The organism is Bacillus sp. NSP9.1 (assembly GCF_000465465.2).
Lineage (GTDB): Bacteria > Bacillota > Bacilli > Bacillales > Bacillaceae > Bacillus > Bacillus sonorensis_A.
In genome coordinates this window covers 2,634,441-2,650,034 of the sequence record NZ_CP048273.1, presented here as the reverse complement: position 1 = coordinate 2,650,034, position 15,594 = coordinate 2,634,441, and the positions used below count along the sequence as shown (strand labels likewise).

The following is a 15,594-nucleotide window of genomic DNA, read 5'->3' as shown; positions in this document are numbered from 1 at the left end:
AACAACGGTGTTCCGGGTTTCTTTAAAAGGGACCTGGAACGTTTCATTTTCAATGTTGCCCCGGGTGCAAAAGGCATGTCTGACGATTGATTAAGGTGGGCTGATGTACAGGGCGTAAAATTAAAGAAATGATTTTGACCTTTAACCTGACAGTTCACGAGACATTGAAGGTGAACACAAGCGGATTCGTTTTATAAGCCACATCATCATCCAAAACATGCAAGTACCGCACAAGATTTCGCATATACCATAATAAAGAATCCTTTCGGAAGAGGCGAAAACTTAGTTCAAACGATGTCTTTATCATGCTTATTCAAGTCTGCTATACTTTGATTCAGAATATCATGTGCTGCTCCGTGATGTGCGGGGGAGAAGAAATGAATGAGGAGACAAGCTTATGAAAAGAAAAGCCATTGTTTTAGGAATCATCGCTCTAAGCATGTTTCCGACCACTTCAGCTTTAGCAGCTGAGGTGCAGTCGTTTGGCTGGAAAACACTTGCGGATGAAAAGGTGACCATTTCAAATGAGGGAAACATGACCGGAGATTATCAATCAGACGGAGGCTATTACAGGATTTGTGTTTTTCAAATAAGAATGGGAAATACAATGACGGTCAGCCTTTATGAAAGTGATCCCGAGCTGCCTTTAGAGCGTGTAGGAGACAGAAAATTCATTGCCGCGCCTGGCGGCTGCGCCACATGGACAAGCTTAAACAGCTGGATTGACGGCTCGAATCAAAAGGCGGAATTGAATGCGAAAATTGATTCTAAAACCGGCGCTGATGTTGTGCAAGTGAAAATTCAGGATTAAGTTAGAGAAGGGGGCTGCAAAACATCACGATTCTCCCATGCCTTCTTGAATCGATGGGAGAATCGTGATGTCAAAACACTTTCATTTGGTCAATGGCAAACGCCTGTTACTTGATGTCGATTGCTGAAGCTTTGTTATCCCAATCTGAAGCCATATTAGCCGTTTTACCATACCAATCGGAATGTCTAAACAGGACGCCTTTGCCATACCCTTGAGTTGAAGTGTGCTCCCACAGTGTCGTCGAATAGCTTGAAGAAGGTGACGCCGTGCTTAAGGAGGAAATTCTGTCATTCCAGCTGGACGGCAGGTTTTTAAAGCCGTCTCTCCAATAAATATACTGTCCGCCTTTATTTTTATACTCATAGAAATCGGTGCAGCAAGGGCCGCTGGCCGCCGGCTTGATTTCGTTTTGAAGTCTTTGTTTGTCTTTTTCGATAAATGCCTCCAACGTTACCTTGCTCGTAAATCCATACGCCAACAAATCGCCGTTTTGATTCTGTTGAGGCAGAACCATCGTTACTTTGATGTCTTTGCCGGATTTGCTGTTGACTTGGGCCTGGGAATCCACATCTTTCCCGTCTACAGTTAAGTAATGGAACGATTTGATCGTATAATGGTTCGATTTGGCATCGCTTACATTTGCCGGTGCGGCGCTTGCCGGCAATGCTGACATGAAACAGACTGCTGCAACGAGACCCGTACCTACTGTTTTTTTGAACTTTGTTATCAACATATAACAACACTTCCTCTCTTTATTTTCCTATTTATCAATAGGATGGAAAAAATCATAGCATTAATAGAATGAAAATGATGTCTTATTTTGCTGAAAAACATTAAAATTAAATAAATATATATTTAATCCTTTTTTGGAGGTGAAAAACGGTTTTTTCTGGAAGTATCAACTCCCATTAGAAAGATTCGCAAAAAAACCAAACAGAAAACTTCTGTTTGGTTCTTCTAAGCGGCCTAATATCTCGGCCAGCCTTTGGAATCCCAGGACAAATCATTGATCAAAAGCTTGGACACCCCATTGTTAAGCGCGTCATAGCTATGTCTTGCGATGATGTTGCCGTTTAGCACATCTTCGCCGCCCGGTCCTTTCCAGCGGTCATTTCCGGAATCGAGAATTGTTCCTCCGCCTTCGGTCATTTTCTTGCCGCTTCTGTTAATATGGACCCGTCACTTTTTTTGAACGGCCGTAAGCAATCTTATAGGTGCTGTTGACCCCTTGGCAGCATTTGTCGAACGAAACGAATCAATAATAGTATCCGTTTTGATATGTGATGCTCGGCGCTTCAACCGCTCCGCCATGATTTGGCACATATTTTTTCCATCAGGATAACGGAGTTGGAAATATACTTGGCGACACACTCCAAACTTTTCCGTCATTCGACTTGATGACGCGGCTCCCTTTTCCAATCCCCGTCCCAAACGTGTACCATGTATGTCCTTCTTTAATCATCGAAGCTGCCGGAAGGGAAAAATAGTCATTCCTTATTCCATTAAAGGGCCATTATATAGAGGTTTTGACCGTATTCATCGTAAATAAAGATTGCACTTTACTTGGAGAGGTGGGTATGATAGCCTCGTTATTTGGAAAAGGCTCCGATTGAGAAAAGCAAATCCAAAGGAGGGTTGATAACTATGAGCGATAAAATACTTGTTGTGGACGACGAACGCGAAATTGCCGATTTGGTTGAGCTATACTTGAAAAACGAGAATTATACGATTTTCAAATACTATACCGCCAAAGAAGCGTTGGAATGTATAGACAAGACCGAGTTTGACCTTGCCATATTGGATATCATGCTTCCCGGCGCAAGCGGTCTCACTATCTGCCAAAAAATAAGGGACAAGTACACCTACCCAATTATCATGCTGACCGCGAAAGATACGGAGGTAGATAAAATTACAGGGCTAACAATCGGCGCGGACGATTATATAACGAAGCCCTTTCGCCCGCTGGAGTTAATTGCGCGGGTTAAGGCACAGTTGCGCCGATACAAAAAATACAATGGAGTAACGGAGAAGAACGACAATGTTATTGTCCACTCCGGCCTTGTTATGAATATAAACACGCATGAGTGTTTTCTGAACGAGAAGCCGTTATCCCTCACTCCCACCGAGTTTTCAATTCTGCGCATCCTCTGTGAAAACAAGGGGAATGTGGTTAGCTCCGAGCAATTATTTCATGAGATATGGGGCGACGAATATTTCAGCAAGAGCAACAACACCATTACCGTGCATATCCGGCATCTGCGTGAAAAAATGAACGACACCATTGATAATCCGAAGTATATAAAAACGGTATGGGGGGTTGGCTATAAAATTGAAAAATAGGAATAAAAAAACCGATTATTCCAAACTAAAACGAAAACTCTACCTCTATATCGTTGTGATTGTTATGGCAGCAGTTGTATTCGTGTTGTTTTTGCGTCTATTTATCAAGGGGACACTTGGGGAGTGGATCGTACGTTTTTTGGAAAACAGTTATTACTTAGAACGTCAGGACGCGATGATAATATATCAGTATACCATACGGAATAATATAGAAATCTTTATTTATGTGGCGATTGCCATTAGTATTCTGATTCTATGCCGCATCATGCTTTCAAAATTTACAAAATACTTTGACGAGATAAATACCGGCATTGATATACTGATTCAGAACGAAGATAAACAAATTGAACTTTCTGCGGAAATGGAGTTCATGGAACAGAAGCTCAACACATTAAAACGGACTCTGGAAAAACGAGAGCAGGATGCAAAGCTGGCCGAACAAAGAAAAAATGACGTTGTTATGTACTTGGCGCACGATATTAAAACGCCACTGACATCCGTTATCGGTTATCTGAGCCTGCTTGACGAGGCGCCAGACATGCCTGCAGAACAAAAGGCAAAGTATGTGCATATCACGTTGGACAAAGCGTATCGCCTCGAACAGCTAATCGACGAGTTTTTTGAGATTACGCGGTATAACCTCCAAACGATTACGCTCACGAAAAAGAACATAGACCTATACTATATGCTGGTGCAGATGACCGATGAATTTTACCCCCAGCTTGCCGCGAATGGAAAACAAGCGGTTATCCATGCTTCCGAGGATTTGACCGTATTCGGCGACCCCGATAAGCTGGCGAGGGTCTTTAACAACATTTTGAAAAATGCCGCTGCATACAGCGAGGACAACAGCGTCATTGACATTACGGCGGGCCTCTCCGGGGATGTGGTGTCCATCGTTTTCAAGAACGCCGGAAGCATCCCAAAAGAAAATCTCGCTGCCATATTTGAAAAGTTTTACAGGCTGGACGATGCCCGTTCTTCCGATACGGGCGGCGCGGGACTTGGATTGGCGATTGCAAAAGAAATCATTGTTCAGCATGGCGGGCAGATTTACGCGGAAAGCAATGATCACTACACGACGTTTACGGTAGAGCTTCCGGCCTTGCCAGAAGGGGTTCCTAAGAAAATGAATATCGTTTCTTAGGAAAATCTCAAGGTTATCTTTACTTTTTCTTAGGAAATTAACAATTTAATTTTAAAAAACGGCTCGTTCTTACGCGGTAGACTTAAAATCGTAAGAACGAGCTTTTTTCGTTTCGCCAAGTGCATGCTGATTTAACGAGGCTGAACCGCCTGTTGACATTGGGCGGAGCAGACGGGCGGTGTGGCGTACCGCCCATCTATTCGTTCAGTCTTGTTTTTTCATGCTCATCTTGCCGCAGCGCCCGCAAGAAGGCTTCGGCCGTGGTCATCGCAATCTTCTGCTCACCCGCAGGCCAGCAATTTGCGAATCAATTGCTCCAGTTCCGCTGGGTACCGGAAGGAAAAGGCGGCCCTTGCCAGCCATATCCCGCAGCCGCTGTCTTTCTCTGTCCGAGGCCGCGTCGAGACCCACGCCTATCTGATCGCCGCCGCCCTCGCCAAGCGCGGGGTACGTGGGTGATTTCTGGCTCATATACAATATCCCGGCATGGCATATATTGCCGAGGTGCCCGTGGTGGCCACGTCCAGCATCGCCCTGGAGAAAGCTATCGTTAAGGACTACCGAAATCTCCCGCGCGCTGACTCAACGCGGCATTATCATCAAGCCGCTCACTTAAGGAGGAAACTGAAAATGAAGAAGTGGGGTTTTTTATTGTTATTTTTATTGTGCTTAGGTTTTGCCTTCATTAATAAAACACTGTTTTTTCAGGATAAAGCAGAAATTCAAAAATATGATCAAAATCACAAAGATCAAAGAGGGACTTCGGAAAGCACCCAAACGAAAACGATTTCAAAAGAACAGATTCATCAAGGAAATCTGCTCCTAATCAACAGTAATTATCCTGTTCGCCAAGAAAGTGTGAAATCAGATATCGTAAATTTATCTAAGCATAATGAATTGGTAAAGGGATATGGGTTGCTTGATACGAATATTCATCTATCAAAAGAAATAGCACAAAAATTTTCAGAGATGGTCAATGATGCTGCAAAGGAAGGGGTTAGTCATTTTTTAATAAATAGTGGCTATCGTGACTTTGATGAGCAAAGTGTGCTTTACCGAGAAATGGGAGATGATTATGCCTTGCCAGCAGGTTTTAGTGAACATAATTCAGGCTTAGCCCTTGATGTAGGATCAAGCTTAACAAAAATGGAGCAATCACCTGAAGGAAAGTGGATAAAAGAAAATGCCTGGAAATACGGCTTTATATTACGCTATCCAAAGGATAAAACTGATGTTACAGGCATTCAATATGAACCATGGCATATCCGTTATGTTGGTTTCCCTCACAGCGCGATTATGAAAGAAAAGAATTTCGCTCTAGAAGAATATTTGGATTTTTTGCAGGAACAGAAGTCGATTACGACTACAATAGACCACCAAGTCTATAAAATCTTTTACTATCCCATCTCCCAAAATACAACGATCCCTGTGCCTGCGAATGGGCAGTATGAAATGTCAGGCAACAATATGGATGGCGTGATTGTGACAGTGTATTCTGGTAAGCGAGACTAAGTTCCGAAGGACGAGGTTCGGGCGGAGAGGAACGGATGAACGGCGGAAGAGGGAGCGTTCCGAAGAAAAACGAAGAGAGTATCAACAACAACTAAAACATAGCAAATGTGAGTTTTTAGAGATACCGATAAACGAACCAGCATTGTTTCAGGGTGGCGTGACAAGAAATTGGAGGAGAAATATTGAAAAATAAAAAATTGACGTTCATATTATTCTTAATCTATGTATTAGCACTTATTTGGTTAGTTCTTTTTAAGTTACAGTTTTCTTTTGATCAAATAGACAGAGTGCGAGTCATGAATATGATCCCACTTAATAAGTCCGACTTTTCTGAGGTGTATAACAATATAAGGATTTTTGTACCTTTGGGTATCTATATTTGCATGTTGAAAAGTAAATGGTCTTTTATGAAAAAACTTCTTTCGATTATTGGTTTTACTCTGACATTTGAGATTACACAATTTGTTTTGGCAATCGGAAGAAGTGATATTACTGATATACTGGCCAATACACTTGGAGGTACAATCGGCATTGGTATTTATGAGCTATTATTCAAGATTCTAAAACACAGGACGAATAAATTGATAAATTTATTTGGCTTGGTGTTAACTTCTTGTGCACTATTTTTCATTATCTTTATATTTAAAAGGCACAGTTAGGTACGTAACATGTAATTACTGCACTGAGAGAAGTTCCTCCGTTTATGTTTAATTTACTCTTTCATCAATGATTGAAGCTACCATCTTCATGTGACTTTACTTGTTGATCGCATCATATGGTTCCTTTATTACGCAACCTTAGAGTTGCTTATACTTGACAAGCAACCGTATAGTTGCATATAATCGATATATGAATTGGAATAAAGACGCTATATTCAAAGCACTTGGCGATTCGACTCGGCGGCTTATATTAGACGAACTATCCGAACGCAACGAGCTGACGTTGTATGAACTTACGGCACGTCTCATTATGAAGCATGAGCTTTCCATTTCGCGACAGGCGATAGCTAAACATCTTTCTGTATTGGAAGATGCAGGGCTCGTTCAATCAAAACGAAAGGGAAAATATCGAGTACTTATATTTAATAACGAGCCACTTAAAAATTTGCTGAAGGGATGGGTAGATTAATTTTATAACGAATAACGAATGTATGAGTTTTCCTATATGCAGCCAGATTGTCAGAAGAGAACCATACATCGCAAATACCAAAGGAGACCAAACACATGATGAAAATCATTATTACTAGTATATTCGTTCAAGATCAAGACAAAGCATTGGAGTTTTATACAAAAACGCTGGGCTTTGTAAAAAAGCATGATGTTCCCAGCGGAGCATATAGGTGGATAACGCTTGTTTCTCCCGATGATCAAAACGGAACCGAGCTTTTACTCGAACCGAATGAACATCCTGCCGCCAAAGACTATCAAAAGAAGCTATTTGCCGAAGGCATCCCAGTAACAATGTTTGGCGTTGCAGATATTCGCAAAGAGTACGAACGATTATTGGAAAACGGTGTGAAGTTTACGATGGAGCCGACAGAAATGGGCGAAGTCACAATAGCTGTCTTCGATGATACATGCGGCAATCTTATTCAGATAATACAGAAGTAACGTCATGTTTAACGACTTTATTGGTAAGTATTAAGTTCGGTGAAGGACGGAATATTCTTGCGCGAATACCGTAGATGTCGAATGAAAAAGAGCATATAAAGATGGAAAGCCCGCTTATTACAAGTTGGGCTATTTTTTGACATTTCGGTTGTTTGTTCTGATCAATATGAGTCATGTTCATGGGAGGGATAAAATCAACAACCACCATAAAAAGAGCTCCTTATCTAAAAGCGGAGGCTCTTTTTATACTGACCAATTACTGAGTTCTCTCGAAGGAGTTTTGTTTTTCATTCTTGATCATTAATTGTTGAAAAGGTAACATCAACATTGGAAACAGGAGAGGCACCATTCGATATAGGTATCAAATCTCATTAGTTTATATGAAGGGGAGGGAACAACATGGAAGTTTTTGCAGAATATTTAGCGAATATTGATCATCCGCAGCATCGGGCCCGTACGGAAGAAGTGTTGAGCTGGGTAACTGAGAAATTTCCACAGTTAGCGCCGAAAATGGCGTGGAATCAGCCTATGTTTACCGATCACGGCACATTTATTATCGGCTTTAGCGTAGCCAAACACCATTTGGCTGTTGCCCCTGAAAGGGCAGGGATCATTCATTTTTCCGATGAAATTGTAGAGGCCGGCTATGATCATACCAAGCAGTTGGTTCGTATCAAGTGGGATCACCCGGTTGATTTCTCATTACTTAAGAAAATAATCGAGTTTAATATGTTGGATAAGGCAGACTGTTCAACTTTTTGGCGGAAATAAAAAAGAATCAAAAGGCTTCAAATGCTCATTTGAAAAATCAGGTTCGGAAAATCTTTGATATAATAAGATTTGTGCAGAGTTTGCAATAAAAAACCCGCCACCAAAGAAACATAATAAAACGATCGGAAATCACAAACAAAAAAGAGGCAGCCCCTTGGTATATCAAGGGGCTGCCTCTTTTCATGAAATACGTCCCAAGCGAGATTCGAACTCCCGACACGGATGCGGATGATCTTTTCTGAAGGCGAAAAAATAACACTTTTTAGTTGATTTATATGGTTTATTATGAGGTTTTATGGTGGGAAACGATAGACTATCATGGAGTGTACTATCTTTAAAACAAATAATTGGGGATGGTGTTGCTGTAGTACCAGCCACCGGGGTTTTTTGTATCAACAGGAACAGTCGAGTCCGTATGGTCTGGCTGGCCAACCAGAAGTGGTTACACTCCGCGAATCTATACGGATGCCAGGACTTACACTTCAAGAACTTCTTCTGTTGACTGGAGAATTCAGCTTAAAGCTCCCCATATCTATACATGGAGATCAATCACTGTTAATTCAAATACCTATATTGCGGGCGTCCCATGCCAACCACCGGGATTTAAAAATGGAGCTACCGTTATAAAGATCACAGAAAACAAAAAACGAAGAACAGTTTATCCAAGAGGCGACAAATATATATTTTGTGGGGATCCTGGTTAAGTCATCAGTAATAATACGCCAACTACTTTGGCTGATACGGTGAGATTGGCTTTCGGTGGTGCGGAATGAAAGAAGTAAAGGTTGTTTCTATACCTGATAGAGATTCTAACGGATATTTGATCGGATTCAAAAACGTAGTTGTACTTTGAAGTTGTCTAACCTGCCGCGGCCGAATGGGTGAACCTCAACTTACACAACATGCAGAAGATGGATACTATGGGGTAGTACATATTTGGACAAATCCCTGCAGTCATGTAGCTGATTATAAAGATTTGTTGATTCCTAGAGAAGAGAACCGAGATCCTGCCGCTGCTAAGGGGATGAAGATGCAAGATTGGGTTTTTAGACTTCTTTGTTCATAAAAACACAACTCTATTCATAAATATTAAAATGTAAAATAATTCAAGTGGGTGATCATATATCTGACAATAATGAAATTGAGTTAAGGGTTCATGGCTTTTGTCAAAAGGTTGGTAAGCCACCTAATTGTAGGTGGTCCCCCTCCTTTCCATCCACAAACACCAACTATCGAAGAAATGAGTAGGTGCATTGGTAGATGGACACGTATTTGGTTTTGGAGGGGAGGAGATTTCATTTGGTTATATGTTTCATTAGTAGGTTTGGATATAAGGGATAATGGTCAACCGGCTGTTTGGGGATGTAGGGGAAATAAGATTGAAGGGCACTACTTATCAATAATTTCCAATTATGTTCCTCATTAACAAAATATTGTTTGATCTAAAGAACTTGTGTGGCAACCATTTGTTAAAAAAATTCAATAAATAAGTCCAAGACGGAGAGCCTGCGGACACTAAACCAACGCTTGATGCGATTGTTTGGTGTCTTTTTTATTTTAAGGAGGGATGATCTTGTTGGCCAAACAATTGACTTTTCTGCCGCCTATAGACGAAAAAGAAGTCAGAAATACGATTATAAGGGAGCTAAAAAGATACAAGGCATTGAAGGTTCAGCTGGAAAATCGGAAAGAACGAGAGGCAACCGGGATGATTAACCTTTTCCCGCAGTTGAGGGATCAGCACTGCTTAAATGAGTTGAAAGTATGTCAGATGGACAGAGCGCTCAAACAAAGCCTTGATGATGATGAATTAAAGATTATCCAAGCGAAATATCTCTCTTCACAAAAAATCAAGGACATTGAAATTTATATGGAAATGGGGATGAAAAAGGACAAATATTATCAGGTCAAACGGCAGGCCATTTATAATCTGGCGACAGCTCTCGGGATTATCTGAGGGCAGTGGTGAACAAAAAAGCAGACTTCTATAAGTCCGCCTTATCAAAGTGTACTCTTTTCTAATTTTAAAAACTGCACCGAATCGCGCTATGATTTAACCAAAAAACGCGTTTTCAGCAACTTTAAATTCTCCAGTGCCAAATTCGGCTTTTCCTTGAGTGGTGAAGCTTAATACACCGGTTAGGACTACACCTGTAATTACTACACCTAAAAATAATTTTTTCATGAGACCAGTTCCTCCGTCCATGTTTGAATTTTGTCGCGAGCGACAATTCCTTCATCAAAGTATTTCGCTGCCAATTCATGATATTCCTTCTTTTTGAAGTGTCTGGCTGCATTGACAGCTAGATCTGTTACGTCTGACCAAAGTTTTTTGTCTCTTAGCATATTTAATGTGTTATCTAATAAGGTTTCATCCAACTCTTTATATATTGAGTGTATGATTAATAGCTTGGCTTCGTACGTTTTTTCGTTTGTTTCTTTTGCCAGATCGAGAGCTTTTTGATACCAATGTGTCCCTTCTTCGACCAATCCTTTCTTGAATAAAACCCTTGCCAGCATATAAGAAGTTCTAATGACTGCGATTTTAGAGTGCAGATTTTCAAAGATGTCGAGAGCTGTTTCGAAGGATTCTCGCGCTAGATCGAGTTTTTCCTGTCGTTCGTAGGCAAGTCCGAGATTGTGATATCTGAGCCCTTCAACGAAATGTTGTTGAGTATCTGCTGCCATTTTTATTGCTTTTTTATACAAAGCTTCTGTCGACTTATATTGGTGCAGGTCTAAGCGGTTAGCCGCGATAATCATTTGAGTAGTTGCCGCCCTATTGTCATAATTTCCAAGGGCTAAAAAGCTTTCAAGTGCTTTTTCAGCGTGTGTTAACGAGAAAAAATGTTGATGAATTTCATAGTATGCAATAGCAATTTGAAAATTGAATTCTGCACGTTCTGCTTCATCAGGTATTTTGTTGACCCAGTTTTCTGCAATACGATAAAAATTAATTGCTTTCGTAAAATTTTTTATGTAGAACTGATACAGCCCACTAAAAAAGTAAAAGTAATACTGAAGCATATCATCGGTTTTCCTTTCTTCAGCACGATACTTTAGACTTTTTAAGATACTTCCAGATTCATTGTATTGTTCCATCAGTAATTTAAAACGGGAATCTATCATATTGAAATAAAGCAAAACATCTTGATTTTCCTCCATATTCTCAATAGCCCGCTGAATTTCATTTTTCATTAACCTAGCTTTATTCACTTGCTGTAACTTGATCATGCCGTACCATTGATTTAACATGTTTCCAACTTCTTCAGGTGCTATTTTTACATTCAATCCCTATCATCTTTCCTGTTTATTCATTTTAAATATTCGAAAAAATCAAAGCTGATCGTTTCCTTTTTCTGCATATGATTAATTTTACATAATGGATCATTTTTTGACAACAATTTTCCTTTTATGGAATTCGAAAAAAGTCTGTCAAGTTTGTTGGGTTTTTTGTCCTGATCAATATGATTCATTTTCATGGGTAGACAGGATTTATTCGCCAATTCATTTCCGTATAGTGGTAAACTCTATACTGGTCATTACTTTAGTCATGCAGTTTTTGGGAAGCGAGGTGTTACAAATGATCGGTTCAATCCTGGGAGAAACGCTGGCTCTAGATATCATGAAAGTCGATCTATCGCTGAAGAAGGAATTTTTGGCGGAGTTGAAAGCCTGCCGCGCAGAATTGAAAGCCGAAAAAACGGAGTTCTCTGATTCCAAAAAGATGATCACAGAACCCGAGCTTACGTCTCACACTTGGCAAGGCAGTCTTGCCGAATCATTTGAGCGTATTCGAAAAGATATGAAGGCATCCTTTCATGACATTGAAGGCAAGCAGCTTTCCGATGTTCTGGAAAAAATCGATGAACGAATTAAAGCGTTAAACGGAGAGATTCACTCACTCGGACAAGAAATCCACTCACTGGAGAAAAAGATTGAAAGAGAGAAACAAGAAGCGCGAAACAAGGAGTAATTGAAAAATGGGTCAAGAAATAAAAGTGAAGACCGGTGAAGTCAAACAAGCGATTTCTAAATTGAAGCATTCAAACCATTCGATAAAAGCGTCGGTTCCGACGGATGTCAAAGGCCAGAATCATTTAGATACAGCGAAAAAGATAGATGAATTAAATCAAACGATGAATGAGGTCGCTGAATCCTATGCCTCGGCTTTTTCAAAACAAATCGCCCAAACGGAATCCGCCGTTGAAGCAATCAAAGACACCGACAAGCAGCTGGCTTCATCGATGAAAACGAAATAGAGGAGAATGCTATGAAGACTCTGGATGTTCAAGCGTTACGAAATGGAATAGATGATACGCTGGAACAGTTAAAAAAACAAGCAGATGAAATTGCCAAAGTCAAAAAAAGCGTCGACGGCATCACATCTCTTGATGATGCCTTAAAAGGAAAAGGCGGGGACGCCATTCGCGCGTTTTACGAAGAATGCCATACTCCGTTCCTGCGATTCTATGAAACGTTCATTGAAGAATACGAATCGGCATTGAAAAAAATCAAAACCTCACTGGATTCTTTTGAATCAAATCACAACGGATATATTTCACAAGCCTTTCTCGAACACGAATTGGAACAAGGCTTGAACGCGGCCGATCGAACAACGAAACATTTGGTATCCAAAGCCAATGCTACGATCGCGAAAGTCAGTCATATTGCCGATTTACCTCAGTTGGATGACAGTGATTTTCATGAACAGAATCAGAGAGCGAAAAGGGAAGTCAGCAGCACGCTCGAAAAGCTCCATGCTTTTGATAGGGAGCAGACCAATGCTCTCAAAACCGCAGAAAACGACCTTGAGACTATGCAAAGATACATCACAAGGCTTGAAAAAATGTATACAGGCCCTAAAATTGAGATTACCGACTACCAAAAAGGTTCGATTTTAAAGCCGGATGAAAATGAAATCAACGGGATAGCGAGCGGACTTCAGGGCAAGCTGGAGAATGCCGAGTCGTCTCCGATGGAGATAATGCTTGAAAAACTCAACAAAAATGAAGGATCCAATGTTGATACGGTGGCTGGAAAAGAGAATGATGAAAAAATCAATCAAGAAATTCATGCAAAAAATACTGTTTTGACTGACCTGCAAAAAGAATTAGCAAAACATCCGGAGGTTTATGGAGATATCCGTGTAATTGGTGGTAAACTATATAATCATAAAGGATGGAAAAAGGTCAAAACAGTTGATGTTGCCGATGAAGTGGTTCAAAATCCAGCAGACATTAAATATATCGGCGGTCGCTACCATGTGTATGAAAATAACCAAATCGTAAGAGAGTACATTGTAAACGGCAAAGTGAAGATGGAAGTCGTCGAGCATATACCAGATAGCAGGAGTCAAGGTAGTATTAAGCGCGATTTTGAAGGAACTTCTTTAGAACCAGTAAATGATATAGCTGACTTTGCCGGAAAAGAACTAACAGGCGGTAATGATGCGCTTCGAGTCATAACTGGTAAAGATCCTGATACAGATGAAAAAGTCTCTGGAATCGAGCGTGTTACAGACGGAATTTTTTTTGCATCGGTATGTACACACTTTACTTTTTTGATCGTTTGATTGTTCTGCTTTCCGGCATGTTTGGTGAATACGACATTAGCAAAATTAAAAATGTCGCCGTTTCATTGGAATTGATACATATGGCTTCGCTCGTCCACGACGATGTCATCGATGATGCGGAGCTGAGAAGGGGACAGCCGACAATCAAAGCGAAGTGGGATAACCGGATTGCGATGTATACCGGCGATTATCTGTTCGCCCGTTCGCTGGAATCCATGACAAATTAAACAAAGTCTCGAAAGCCGGAAAAGTCGGATCTAAAGTAAAGGCAGCTACTAAAAAAGCAACGAGCAAAACGATTAAGGTTTCGAAGGAAACTTTAGAAAAAAGTATAGCGTATTTCAATAAGTCGATGCATAGGGTTGCTTCAAAAATAAAAGGGATACAAATACACAATCCTTTTGCTCCACAAGTTCAACTTGTAGGCGGAGGAAAAATTCCTTATCATGCACTTAATGGGGAGAATATAAAAGATACTTTTATTCGGCGCATAAAGGAAATCACTACTATTAATAAGGGTATAGGTGAAGCAAGGATAATTCCTGGTAAGACAGGAGCCGTAACAGGCGGGAATTCTAACAAATTAGGAAAAAATATGATGGAGAAAATGGGGCTTAAACGTTCAACAAAATGGAGTGGCTATCAAGCCCAGCATATTATTCCTTCTGAAATGGCAAATAATCCTGTTATTAAAAAAATAGGGATGTATTTCGATGATGCATCAAATGGAATTTTTCTAAGAATACCTGATAAAGATATAAGTGCCATGTCGAGGCACAGAGGATATCATTCTGTTTATAATGAAGTGGTAGAAAGAGCTTTAAACAAAATGGATATTAATCAAAGCGTTTATAGTTTACAAAAACAAGTATCTGAACTGCAAAGTAATTTAAGGACATTACAAGAGAAAGGGTTACCTTTATATCCTAGTCAAGGTGCCACGGTAGAACTTTGGGAAAGAAAACTTAAACAATTATCAAACTAATTTTTTTGAGTATTTGTTAGGAGGTAAAACTAGTGGATAAGAAAGATATTAATTTCCTTGAAGAGTTGCTTTATAAAACAGATAAAGACAGCACAATAAGTTTGGTAAGAAACATTGATGACCCTTTGATGCTCCATGTTTTTGCAGCAAATTATAATTGGAATAGCGGCTTTGATGTTCCAAGAGCAATTCTTGAAAATGAGAACTGTGATTTTGGAACAGGGTTATTAATGTTCCATTATGCAGATGGTTATCGTATGCTTGAAAATCAAGATGATGTTTCAACATCTACTTTAGAAGAATGGAAGGATTTTTTATTTAAAACTTATAATAAGCTTATAAATTTAAAGTTTAAAACTCAGAACATTTCATTTGATCCTGAATTAACAAAGATTCAAAAGTTTAAGTTGAAAAAAAGCAACCCGAATATTCCGGATATTTTACTTGATAAGTCACCAGGACATGTGGTAGATGTTCCAAAAATTTAATGTGTTTTTTTAGGTTCAATTCCGAGAAAAACCCGACAAAAATGGGGATAAAATGGGGGACTTTTTCTTTTCCGCTTTGTCATACGATAGAGACAAGAAAAACGAACGTGAATACCTTAGTCCAAGACGGAGAGTCTGCGGCCACCGATCTTTCGCACACGGATGCTGTGCAGCTGATTGGCGGCCGCTTTTTATTGGCCAGAATGGGAGACGCACCTTTCCCTGATCAAGTGTAAGGTCGTCAGCTTCACAGGAGGAGCGGCTGGAGTCTATGCAGGATTGCGCGCGATAGTCACGGGGAACGCAAGCGGGGAGCTCCCGTTTGTACAGGAAGTCATTTTCACATGGCTTCTTG

General features: G+C 40.3%; 18 protein-coding genes and 2 pseudogenes. 16 read left to right on the top strand and 4 right to left on the bottom strand.

All coding sequences use genetic code 11. The annotated features are described in order from the left end of the window. Positions 1 to 397: 397 nt before the first annotated feature. Positions 398 to 811: a hypothetical protein gene (locus M654_RS13675; RefSeq protein WP_035428131.1), complete on the top strand. Its 414-nt coding sequence runs from the start codon at positions 398 to 400 to the stop codon at positions 809 to 811. Between the two features lie 106 nt (positions 812 to 917). Here M654_RS13675 and M654_RS13670 read toward each other — a convergent pair whose 3' ends face one another. Both M654_RS13670 and M654_RS13665 read right to left on the bottom strand, forming a co-directional pair. Beyond that, the gene (locus tag M654_RS13670; protein ID WP_026587444.1) at positions 918 to 1,544 is read right to left on the bottom strand and encodes a hypothetical protein; all 627 of its coding nucleotides are present in this window, start codon (positions 1,542 to 1,544) and stop codon (positions 918 to 920) included. Positions 1,545 to 1,777: 233 nt separating this feature from the next. After that, positions 1,778 to 2,129 (bottom strand): annotated as a pseudogene (locus M654_RS13665) (family 43 glycosylhydrolase); the annotation flags it as partial. Between the two features lie 326 nt (positions 2,130 to 2,455). Between M654_RS13665 and vanR-A the strand changes: the two are divergent. The 8 genes from vanR-A (at position 2,456) to M654_RS13625 (ending at position 10,148) form a co-directional block, all read left to right on the top strand. Further along, positions 2,456 to 3,151 (top strand): vancomycin resistance response regulator transcription factor VanR-A, encoded by a 696-nt coding sequence (gene vanR-A / locus M654_RS13660; RefSeq protein WP_026587442.1) that lies wholly within the window; start codon positions 2,456 to 2,458, stop codon positions 3,149 to 3,151. After that, on the top strand, positions 3,129 to 4,298 hold the full coding sequence (gene vanS, locus M654_RS13655) for a vancomycin resistance histidine kinase VanS (RefSeq protein WP_026587441.1): 1,170 nt from the start codon (positions 3,129 to 3,131) through the stop codon (positions 4,296 to 4,298). The genes vanR-A and vanS overlap by 23 nt, the downstream gene beginning before the upstream one ends. Before the next feature lie 630 nt (positions 4,299 to 4,928). After that, the gene (gene vanY / locus M654_RS13650) at positions 4,929 to 5,810 is read left to right on the top strand and encodes a VanY-A/VanY-F/VanY-M family D-Ala-D-Ala carboxypeptidase (RefSeq protein WP_026587439.1); all 882 of its coding nucleotides are present in this window, start codon (positions 4,929 to 4,931) and stop codon (positions 5,808 to 5,810) included. Between the two features lie 182 nt (positions 5,811 to 5,992). Beyond that, positions 5,993 to 6,469, top strand: coding sequence for a VanZ family protein (locus M654_RS13645; RefSeq protein ID WP_026587438.1), 477 nt, complete (start codon positions 5,993 to 5,995; stop codon positions 6,467 to 6,469). Between the two features lie 190 nt (positions 6,470 to 6,659). Further along, positions 6,660 to 6,938 (top strand): ArsR/SmtB family transcription factor, encoded by a 279-nt coding sequence (locus M654_RS13640; RefSeq protein ID WP_026587437.1) that lies wholly within the window; start codon positions 6,660 to 6,662, stop codon positions 6,936 to 6,938. A gap of 98 nt (positions 6,939 to 7,036) precedes the next feature. Next, positions 7,037 to 7,420: a VOC family protein gene (locus M654_RS13635; RefSeq protein WP_026587436.1), complete on the top strand. Its 384-nt coding sequence runs from the start codon at positions 7,037 to 7,039 to the stop codon at positions 7,418 to 7,420. A 399-nt stretch (positions 7,421 to 7,819) separates the two neighbouring features. Further along, positions 7,820 to 8,191, top strand: a complete 372-nt coding sequence (locus M654_RS13630; protein ID WP_026587434.1) for an iron chaperone — start codon at positions 7,820 to 7,822, stop codon at positions 8,189 to 8,191. A 1,573-nt stretch (positions 8,192 to 9,764) separates the two neighbouring features. Next, complete coding sequence (locus M654_RS13625; protein WP_026587433.1) at positions 9,765 to 10,148, top strand: ArpU family phage packaging/lysis transcriptional regulator; 384 nt, start codon at positions 9,765 to 9,767, stop codon at positions 10,146 to 10,148. A gap of 96 nt (positions 10,149 to 10,244) precedes the next feature. Here the strand turns inward: M654_RS13625 and M654_RS13620 are convergent, their stop codons facing one another. Then, positions 10,245 to 10,376, bottom strand: coding sequence for a Phr family secreted Rap phosphatase inhibitor (locus M654_RS13620; protein ID WP_152520972.1), 132 nt, complete (start codon positions 10,374 to 10,376; stop codon positions 10,245 to 10,247). Beyond that, positions 10,373 to 11,482: a Rap family tetratricopeptide repeat protein gene (locus M654_RS13615; RefSeq protein ID WP_026587432.1), complete on the bottom strand. Its 1,110-nt coding sequence runs from the start codon at positions 11,480 to 11,482 to the stop codon at positions 10,373 to 10,375. Before M654_RS13615 ends, M654_RS13620 begins: the two co-directional genes overlap by 4 nt. Before the next feature lie 292 nt (positions 11,483 to 11,774). Between M654_RS13615 and M654_RS13610 the strand changes: the two genes are divergently transcribed. From M654_RS13610 to M654_RS24140, 7 genes and pseudogenes are all read left to right on the top strand, one after another. Beyond that, positions 11,775 to 12,167, top strand: a complete 393-nt coding sequence (locus M654_RS13610; RefSeq protein WP_035428127.1) for a YwqH-like family protein — start codon at positions 11,775 to 11,777, stop codon at positions 12,165 to 12,167. Positions 12,168 to 12,174: 7 nt separating this feature from the next. Beyond that, entirely contained in the window at positions 12,175 to 12,453 is a 279-nt protein-coding gene (locus tag M654_RS13605; protein WP_026587430.1) for a YwqI/YxiC family protein, read from the top strand. 11 nt (positions 12,454 to 12,464) lie between these two features. Next, positions 12,465 to 13,766 (top strand): T7SS effector LXG polymorphic toxin, encoded by a 1,302-nt coding sequence (locus M654_RS13600; protein WP_236251134.1) that lies wholly within the window; start codon positions 12,465 to 12,467, stop codon positions 13,764 to 13,766. After that, positions 13,763 to 13,987: pseudogene (locus tag M654_RS13595) on the top strand (polyprenyl synthetase family protein); the annotation flags it as partial. The gene M654_RS13600 and the pseudogene M654_RS13595, both read left to right, overlap by 4 nt. A gap of 131 nt (positions 13,988 to 14,118) precedes the next feature. Continuing rightward, on the top strand, positions 14,119 to 14,751 hold the full coding sequence (locus M654_RS23940) for an AHH domain-containing protein (protein WP_236251133.1): 633 nt from the start codon (positions 14,119 to 14,121) through the stop codon (positions 14,749 to 14,751). A gap of 32 nt (positions 14,752 to 14,783) precedes the next feature. After that, the gene (locus M654_RS13585; protein ID WP_026587428.1) at positions 14,784 to 15,239 is read left to right on the top strand and encodes a DUF4274 domain-containing protein; all 456 of its coding nucleotides are present in this window, start codon (positions 14,784 to 14,786) and stop codon (positions 15,237 to 15,239) included. Between the two features lie 107 nt (positions 15,240 to 15,346). After that, complete coding sequence (locus tag M654_RS24140; RefSeq protein WP_268884347.1) at positions 15,347 to 15,475, top strand: hypothetical protein; 129 nt, start codon at positions 15,347 to 15,349, stop codon at positions 15,473 to 15,475. Positions 15,476 to 15,594 lie beyond the last annotated feature (119 nt).

What these genes read in the sequence shown, in the direction of transcription:
- M654_RS13675 (WP_035428131.1), top strand. Translation starts at nt 398, where the DNA reads ATGAAAAGAAAAGCCATTGTTTTAGGAATCATCGCTCTAAGCATGTTT.
- M654_RS13670 (WP_026587444.1), bottom strand. Translation starts at nt 1,544, where the DNA reads ATGTTGATAACAAAGTTCAAAAAAACAGTAGGTACGGGTCTCGTTGCA.
- vanR-A (WP_026587442.1), top strand. Translation starts at nt 2,456, where the DNA reads ATGAGCGATAAAATACTTGTTGTGGACGACGAACGCGAAATTGCCGAT.
- vanY (WP_026587439.1), top strand. Translation starts at nt 4,929, where the DNA reads ATGAAGAAGTGGGGTTTTTTATTGTTATTTTTATTGTGCTTAGGTTTT.
- M654_RS13640 (WP_026587437.1), top strand. Translation starts at nt 6,660, where the DNA reads ATGAATTGGAATAAAGACGCTATATTCAAAGCACTTGGCGATTCGACT.
- M654_RS13635 (WP_026587436.1), top strand. Translation starts at nt 7,037, where the DNA reads ATGAAAATCATTATTACTAGTATATTCGTTCAAGATCAAGACAAAGCA.
- M654_RS13630 (WP_026587434.1), top strand. Translation starts at nt 7,820, where the DNA reads ATGGAAGTTTTTGCAGAATATTTAGCGAATATTGATCATCCGCAGCAT.
- M654_RS13620 (WP_152520972.1), bottom strand. Translation starts at nt 10,376, where the DNA reads ATGAAAAAATTATTTTTAGGTGTAGTAATTACAGGTGTAGTCCTAACC.
- M654_RS13610 (WP_035428127.1), top strand. Translation starts at nt 11,775, where the DNA reads ATGATCGGTTCAATCCTGGGAGAAACGCTGGCTCTAGATATCATGAAA.
- M654_RS13605 (WP_026587430.1), top strand. Translation starts at nt 12,175, where the DNA reads ATGGGTCAAGAAATAAAAGTGAAGACCGGTGAAGTCAAACAAGCGATT.
- M654_RS13600 (WP_236251134.1), top strand. Translation starts at nt 12,465, where the DNA reads ATGAAGACTCTGGATGTTCAAGCGTTACGAAATGGAATAGATGATACG.
- M654_RS23940 (WP_236251133.1), top strand. Translation starts at nt 14,119, where the DNA reads ATGCATAGGGTTGCTTCAAAAATAAAAGGGATACAAATACACAATCCT.